7 protein-coding genes, 3 pseudogenes and 1 other annotated feature are annotated in these 6882 nt (G+C 48.2%); of the genes and pseudogenes, 3 read left to right on the forward strand and 7 right to left on the reverse strand.

All coding sequences use genetic code 11. The features are described from left to right. Nucleotides 1-285 (forward strand): annotated as a pseudogene (locus tag BFF42_RS08605) (IS1-like element IS1X2 family transposase); the annotation flags it as partial. Here the strand turns inward: BFF42_RS08605 and BFF42_RS08610 are convergent. The 3 genes and pseudogenes from BFF42_RS08610 to BFF42_RS08620 all read right to left on the reverse strand — a co-directional run. Continuing rightward, nucleotides 286-1110, reverse strand: a pseudogene (locus tag BFF42_RS08610) (CHASE sensor domain-containing protein); the annotation flags it as partial. Beyond that, on the reverse strand, nucleotides 1100-1618 hold the full coding sequence (gene yfiR / locus BFF42_RS08615; protein ID WP_001212391.1) for a regulatory sequestration protein YfiR: 519 nt from the start codon (nucleotides 1616-1618) through the stop codon (nucleotides 1100-1102). The pseudogene BFF42_RS08610 and the gene yfiR, both read right to left, overlap by 11 nt. 149 nt (nucleotides 1619-1767) lie before the next feature. Next, the gene (locus tag BFF42_RS08620; protein WP_004985941.1) at nucleotides 1768-2133 is read right to left on the reverse strand and encodes a DUF2799 domain-containing protein; all 366 of its coding nucleotides are present in this window, start codon (nucleotides 2131-2133) and stop codon (nucleotides 1768-1770) included. 207 nt (nucleotides 2134-2340) lie between these two features. Here BFF42_RS08620 and aroF point away from each other — a divergent pair, with 207 nt between their 5' ends. Both aroF and tyrA read left to right on the forward strand, forming a co-directional pair. After that, on the forward strand, nucleotides 2341-3411 hold the full coding sequence (gene aroF, locus BFF42_RS08625) for a 3-deoxy-7-phosphoheptulonate synthase AroF (protein WP_001168045.1): 1071 nt from the start codon (nucleotides 2341-2343) through the stop codon (nucleotides 3409-3411). A gap of 10 nt (nucleotides 3412-3421) precedes the next feature. Beyond that, on the forward strand, nucleotides 3422-4543 hold the full coding sequence (tyrA, locus tag BFF42_RS08630; RefSeq protein ID WP_000225221.1) for a bifunctional chorismate mutase/prephenate dehydrogenase: 1122 nt from the start codon (nucleotides 3422-3424) through the stop codon (nucleotides 4541-4543). A gap of 42 nt (nucleotides 4544-4585) precedes the next feature. Here the strand turns inward: tyrA and pheA are convergent, their stop codons facing one another. From pheA to BFF42_RS08650, 4 genes and pseudogenes are all read right to left on the reverse strand, one after another. Continuing rightward, nucleotides 4586-5746: a bifunctional chorismate mutase/prephenate dehydratase gene (pheA, locus tag BFF42_RS08635; protein ID WP_000200116.1), complete on the reverse strand. Its 1161-nt coding sequence runs from the start codon at nucleotides 5744-5746 to the stop codon at nucleotides 4586-4588. A gap of 22 nt (nucleotides 5747-5768) precedes the next feature. Continuing rightward, nucleotides 5769-5894: a sequence feature (Phe leader region), on the reverse strand. Further along, nucleotides 5846-5893 (reverse strand): pheA operon leader peptide PheL, encoded by a 48-nt coding sequence (gene pheL, locus BFF42_RS08640; protein WP_001386991.1) that lies wholly within the window; start codon nucleotides 5891-5893, stop codon nucleotides 5846-5848. It overlaps the preceding feature by 48 nt. Nucleotides 5895-5996: 102 nt before the next feature. Further along, a complete protein-coding gene (raiA, locus tag BFF42_RS08645) occupies nucleotides 5997-6338 on the reverse strand; it encodes a ribosome-associated translation inhibitor RaiA (RefSeq protein ID WP_000178456.1) in 342 nt (113 codons plus the stop codon). A 260-nt stretch (nucleotides 6339-6598) separates the two neighbouring features. Further along, nucleotides 6599-6882 (reverse strand): annotated as a pseudogene (locus tag BFF42_RS08650) (IS4 family transposase); the annotation flags it as partial.

The raw sequence follows: 6882 nt of genomic DNA on the forward strand, positions 1-6882 counted from the left end.
GTCTTCGGTGAACGCACTCTGGCCACACTGGAGCGTCTTCTGAGCCTGCTGTCGGCCTTTGAGGTCGTGGTATGGATGACGGATGGCTGGCCGCTGTATGAATCACGCCTGAAGGGAAAGCTGCACGTTATCAGCAAGCGTTACACTCAGCGCATTGAGCGACATAATCTGAATCTGAGACAACATCTGGCAAGGCTGGGACGGAAGTCACTGTCGTTCTCAAAATCGGTGGAGCTGCATGACAAGGTCATCGGGCATTATCTGAACATAAAACACTATCAGTAAGTTGGAGTCATTACCCAACGTATTGATGCCGCTACGAAACGCTGCGCGGTTAGCCAGCCCGGTTAATGGGTCATGTAGCGCGGTACGCAGAAGCTGCGTATTTTTGGCCTGTAAACGAAGCTGCCACTCTTCCATTTCATCCAGCAGACTGTTGAAGTCGAGAGCGAAGCGGTGAAACTCAGCGATACGTTCTTCAGAAACTCGTCGGGAAAAATTGCGGTTGGAACGCACATCATGTACGACATCGGTGATATTTTTCAGCGCTTCCACCAGGCCATTGTGCAAATGGCGGGTGAGGGTAATTGCGATGCCTGATGCCAGCAGAATACAACCGGTCAGTACGGCGAGCGAAAACCAGATAAAATGGCTGATTGAACTGTCGCGAGCGGTTAAGCGTACTTCGCCAATGGTTTCACCATTGTGACGAATCGGCTGAATGATGGGGGCGGGGAAGAGCCAGTGGCTTATGAAATTGCTGAAAGTATCGCCTGGATCCTTACGGGTGTAATGCCAGGACGCCAGAATATTTTGCTGCTTATCACGTACTTCTGCAGTTGAAAATTGCCCTTGCTGGCCCAGCGCTGCCAGTGTTTCAGTTGCTGCAGGGCCATCGGCAAAAACGACAGCTGCTTCCAGACTGTAAGTCATTGTTGCTGCTGTCAGTGCCAGGTTTTTTTGCGCGTACTGTTTCAGGGTCAGCACCGAGGTCACGGAAAGCAGCAACCAGATCAGCATCATAGTGATAAATATGCTGGTCATACTGATGTTGCGTAATGCTCTTTTAAACGTGGGGCGCTTATTAAGAGAATTATCGTTATCCATCATTTTTCTTCCGTGCGAGCATTAAGACATCCGGGTTGACCTTTACACCGCTACGCGATAAGGCATCCAGGTTTACGGCAAATCTGACGTCATTATTGTGGATGATCAGACAAAAGGCGCTACCAATAATGCACTCGGTATTTTGTTCGGCAATTAATAATAACGCCTTTGACGGATATTGTTCGGTTAATTCCATCTGGAATGTCGGTGACTCGTTGCCAAAATAAAAACCATTGCAGCCTGAAATCATCGCCTCTTGTTGAGTGTGAATGATGACAGGCAGATAAGGCAAAGATGTCGCGGCATTCTCTTGTAGGGCGGTACTAAAACGTGAAGATGAAAAGATACATAACTTTGGTGGCCCTGATAGCGCAGGCCAGCGGGTGTAACTGACAATACCGGAAACCATCATACGCACGTTTTTCGCAACGTCAGAAGGCTCCTGAGCGAGTATTGGTGCTCCCGTCAGCAGGAGAATCAGAAGTAAGAACAGTCGGTGAGAAAAACGCATTCAGGGATCCCCACCTTCTTCGCTCGAAATGCATCGATATTTTTTCAGAATGCTCATTAAAATATCATTTTTTCATGCGATCGTCATCAATGTGAGAAATAAAACACAATGAGTAAAATCTTATGTTTAATTTATTTGTGGGGTTTTAATTAATTTAATCGTATTGTGCTGGCATTTTCATCAGCCCCTTTTTGCCATACTTCATGCAGTTGGCTGGCACTTTCAACATTGTTACAGCTGGCAGGAAAGCTTTTACCGGAAAGTCCCCGGGCATAAGTAAAATCGGTCTGGCAAGTTTTCTTTTGTCCTTCGGCATATCCTTTAAGGTATAGACCGCGATCCGCCTGTGAATCGCCAAATGCATCGTCATCTTTTATGGCGCTGCCCGATATCGCATCTTCCATACCGACATCATACCAGTCGGTGCTGGTCAAGGTTGGCGCGTGAGTATAAGGATCAATCTGACATCCGCTAACCAGTAAAGCCAATAAGGGGGCGATAAACTTTTTCATCATTTCTTTCTCCTTTTTCAAAGCATAGCGGATTGTTTTTAAAGGAGGTGTAAATTTATTTGTACGAAATAAGCATCAAAGCGCGAGTAAATTGTTCGTGTAAAGAAAAGCGTACGAAATATGGATTGAAAACTTTACTTTGTGTGTTATCGTTACGTCATCCTCGCTGAGGATCAACTATCGCAAACGAGCATAAACAGGATCGCCATCATGCAAAAAGACGCGCTGAATAACGTACATATTACCGACGAACAGGTTTTAATGACTCCGGAACAACTGAAGGCCGCTTTTCCATTGAGCCTGCAACAAGAAGCCCAGATTGCTGACTCGCGTAAAACCATTTCAGATATTATCGCCGGGCGCGATCCTCGTCTGCTGGTAGTTTGTGGTCCTTGTTCCATTCATGATCCGGAAACTGCTCTGGAATATGCTCGTCGATTTAAAGCCCTTGCCGCAGAGGTCAGCGATAGCCTCTATCTGGTAATGCGCGTCTATTTTGAAAAACCCCGTACCACTGTCGGCTGGAAAGGGTTAATTAACGATCCCCATATGGATGGCTCTTTTGATGTAGAAGCCGGGCTGCAGATCGCGCGTAAATTGCTGCTTGAGCTGGTGAATATGGGACTGCCACTGGCGACGGAAGCGTTAGATCCGAATAGCCCGCAATACCTGGGCGATCTGTTTAGCTGGTCAGCAATTGGTGCTCGTACAACGGAATCGCAAACTCACCGTGAAATGGCCTCCGGGCTTTCCATGCCGGTTGGTTTTAAAAACGGCACCGACGGCAGTCTGGCAACAGCAATTAACGCTATGCGCGCCGCCGCCCAGCCGCACCGTTTTGTTGGCATTAACCAGGCAGGGCAGGTTGCGTTGCTACAAACTCAGGGGAATCCGGACGGGCATGTCATCCTGCGCGGTGGTAAAGCGCCGAACTATAGCCCTGCGGATGTTGCGCAATGTGAAAAAGAGATGGAACAGGCGGGACTGCGCCCGTCTCTGATGGTAGATTGCAGCCACGGTAATTCCAATAAAGATTATCGCCGTCAGCCTGCGGTGGCAGAATCCGTGGTTGCTCAAATCAAAGATGGCAATCGCTCAATTATTGGTCTGATGATCGAAAGTAATATCCACGAGGGCAATCAGTCTTCTGAGCAACCGCGCAGTGAAATGAAATACGGTGTATCCGTAACCGATGCCTGCATTAGCTGGGAAATGACCGATGCCTTGCTGCGTGAAATTCATCAGGATCTGAACGGGCAGCTGACGGCTCGCGTGGCTTAAGAGGTTTATTATGGTTGCTGAATTGACCGCATTACGCGATCAAATTGATGAAGTCGATAAAGCGCTGCTGAATTTATTAGCGAAGCGTCTGGAACTGGTTGCTGAAGTGGGCGAGGTGAAAAGCCGCTTTGGACTGCCTATTTATGTTCCGGAGCGCGAGGCATCTATGTTGGCCTCGCGTCGTGCAGAGGCGGAAGCTCTGGGTGTACCGCCAGATCTGATTGAGGATGTTTTGCGTCGGGTGATGCGTGAATCTTACTCCAGTGAAAACGACAAAGGATTTAAAACACTTTGTCCGTCACTGCGTCCGGTGGTTATCGTCGGCGGTGGCGGTCAGATGGGACGCCTGTTCGAGAAGATGCTGACACTCTCGGGTTATCAGGTGCGGATTCTGGAGCAACATGACTGGGATCGAGCGGCTGATATTGTTGCCGATGCCGGAATGGTGATTGTTAGTGTGCCAATCCACGTTACTGAGCAAGTTATCGGCAAATTACCGCCTTTACCGAAAGATTGTATTCTGGTTGATCTGGCATCAGTGAAAAATGGACCATTACAGGCCATGCTGGCGGCGCACGATGGCCCGGTATTGGGGTTACACCCGATGTTCGGCCCGGACAGCGGTAGCCTGGCAAAGCAAGTTGTGGTCTGGTGTGATGGACGTAAGCCGGAAGCATACCAATGGTTTCTGGAGCAAATTCAGGTCTGGGGCGCTCGGCTGCATCGTATTAGCGCTGTCGAGCACGATCAGAATATGGCGTTTATTCAGGCTCTGCGCCACTTTGCTACTTTTGCTTATGGGCTGCATCTGGCAGAAGAAAATGTTCAGCTTGAGCAACTTCTGGCGCTCTCTTCGCCGATTTACCGCCTTGAGCTGGCGATGGTCGGGCGACTGTTTGCTCAGGATCCGCAGCTTTATGCCGACATTATTATGTCGTCAGAGCGTAATCTGGCGTTAATCAAACGTTACTATAAGCGTTTCGGCGAGGCGATTGAGTTGCTGGAGCAGGGCGATAAGCAGGCGTTTATTGACAGTTTCCGCAAGGTGGAGCACTGGTTCGGCGATTACGCACAGCGTTTTCAGAGTGAAAGCCGCGTGTTATTGCGTCAGGCGAATGACAACCGCCAGTAATAATCCAGTGCCGGATGATTCACATCATCCGGCACCTTTTCATCAGGTTGGATCAACAGGCACTACGTTCTCACTTGGGTAACAGCCCAATACCTTCATTGAACGGGTAATTTCCCCTAACTCTTTCAATGCTTTTTGCATTTCCGCTGATTCAAGATTGGCCTGAATATCCAGATAAAACATCTCTTCCCATGGATTACCGTGAATCGGGCGTGATTCCAGACGGGTCATAATCAGATTGTGGTTGCGCAGCACCAGCAACGCTTCAACCAGCGCACCGGCTTGTTGCCCGGTCGCCATTAACAACGTCGTTTTCGCCGGAACCTGGTCAGACACGTTAATGGCTTTACGTGCCAACACCACAAATCGGGTGAAGTTTTGTTGCTGATTCGCTTCAATACGCTCCAGTACCTGCAAACCGTACAAAGTGCCGCCAGCTTCGCTTCCCAACGCAGCAACATGCGGTGATTTTGCCTGTGCAACCTTTTCCATTGCCGCAGACGTACTTTCGGTATATTCAATCTTCCAGTGAGGATAACGATTAAGGAATTTGCTGCATTGCTGGAATGGCTGCGGATGGCTGTAGACCGTATTAATGGTGGATAAATCAGTCGTGCCGGAGACCAACAAACAATGGTCGATAGTTAACGTCATCTCGCCAACAATCGACAAGCTGGTATGTTGCAGCAGATCGTAAACGTCGTTTATGGCACCGGAGCTGGTATTTTCAATCGGTACGACGGCATAGTCGGCCTGGCCGGTTTCCACCTGATTAAAAATATCGGCAAATTTGGCGCAGCCACTTTCAATGAATTGCTCAAAGTGACGGGCAGCATACTGGCGCGCCGCAAGATGGGAATAAGAACCTTTGGGGCCGAGAAAAGCGATGCGTGCTGAGTGCGGATTAATTTTATTGAGATGTTGCTGGAGCAAAGCCTGCTGAGTTAATACGGAATCTTCAATGATGAGCTGGAACAGGCGAGTAATGTAATGGGCGTCCAGATGGTGCGCTTTACCGAGCGTAATTAATCTTTCCAGTAAATCGCGTTCACGATCAATATCTCGTACCGGGCGATGCGAGAGCAGTTTGGCTTTTCCCACCTCGACGGCCAGTTCGCGCCGCTCTGCCAGTAATGCTAATAATTTTTCATCCAGCGCGCTGATTTTCTCTCGCAGCGCCAGTAATGGATTTTCCGATGTCATAGTGTTGCCTTTTTTGTTATCAATAAAAAAGGCCCCCCGGTTTGGGAGGCCTTATTGTTCGTCTTCGCATTCTGTTTCACACGACGAAACGCCTCCCATTCAGGGGAAGGTAAAAAAGAATGCGAAGAAAAACGGTGTGTGTTTCATGTTTGTTTCCTTAAGTGACTTTAGTACAGTACCCGTACTGTTTTCACGCTGTCAACAAAAAACGCGCCCGAAGGCGCGTTGGCGATACACTCAATATAAAGGACTACTCTTCTTCAACTTCTTCGACGAAGTTGGCGTCTTTCACCGATGTTGCGGCACGACGTGCTTCGCCTTTGTGCTGCAGTTTATTGAGCTGCCGTTCCAGCTTGTTGATCAATTCGTTAATTGCAGTGTACATATCTTCATGTTTACCACTGGCAACCAGAACGCCGTTAGGTGTATTGATTGTGGCGTCAGCAACAAACCCTTGTGGCTCTTTGGACAGAATGATATGTGGATTAATCAGATGTGTTTGCCATTTTTCCAGTTTGGCGAGACGGTCTGCGACATGTTGGCGGATGGCCGGAGTAATTTCCATTTGTTTGCTGGTAATGTTCATTGTCATAAATTTTACCTCTTGTCTTCCCGTCTTGGTGAATTCAGCATACCGTTCCTGATGTCAAAATGTGTGATGGGAATCTCATAATTTTGTCACTTTTTGTCAACGAATCTTTTTTGTGAGAAATCGCAGGAAGAGGTGTTTTTTTACTTGAGGAATATCTCAAAGCGAGCCATATTTGATGAGATCGATAGTGACTAAATCGCTTCAGTTTCACAACTAACAGAATAAAAAAACGGCAGCTCAAGGGCTGTAATGCCAGTCAGTTAAGCAACTGACTGGCTCTTTTTCGGGGCTGTGGGGTATTTCCAGGGCCTCTCCTTTACCACTCTCGGAAGGCCCTTCCCCTTCTCGTCGGTAATTTCACAAGTTGTCCCATACTTGCAAGATCGCGCATCAGCTCCGGTATACGTCCCGGTGAAGCGCCCTGCAATGTCATCAGCATTCTCATCACCATTCCGCATGATTCTGAGAAACTCAGTTGATTCGGCCAGTAACCTTTCAGATGTTCCGCCATTTTAATCATCTGATATCTCACCAGATTATAAGC

The organism is Shigella sp. FC1661 (genome assembly GCF_001712525.1).
In the GTDB taxonomy this organism is placed as follows: domain Bacteria; phylum Pseudomonadota; class Gammaproteobacteria; order Enterobacterales; family Enterobacteriaceae; genus Escherichia; species Escherichia coli.

Bases quoted from the DNA above. Each gene is read 5' to 3' on its own strand.
- pheA (WP_000200116.1), bottom strand. From the start codon at position 5,746: ATGACATCGGAAAATCCATTACTGGCGCTGCGAGAGAAAATCAGCGCG.
- tyrA (WP_000225221.1), top strand. From the start codon at position 3,422: ATGGTTGCTGAATTGACCGCATTACGCGATCAAATTGATGAAGTCGAT.
- raiA (WP_000178456.1), bottom strand. From the start codon at position 6,338: ATGACAATGAACATTACCAGCAAACAAATGGAAATTACTCCGGCCATC.
- aroF (WP_001168045.1), top strand. From the start codon at position 2,341: ATGCAAAAAGACGCGCTGAATAACGTACATATTACCGACGAACAGGTT.
- yfiR (WP_001212391.1), bottom strand. From the start codon at position 1,618: ATGCGTTTTTCTCACCGACTGTTCTTACTTCTGATTCTCCTGCTGACG.
- BFF42_RS08620 (WP_004985941.1), bottom strand. From the start codon at position 2,133: ATGATGAAAAAGTTTATCGCCCCCTTATTGGCTTTACTGGTTAGCGGA.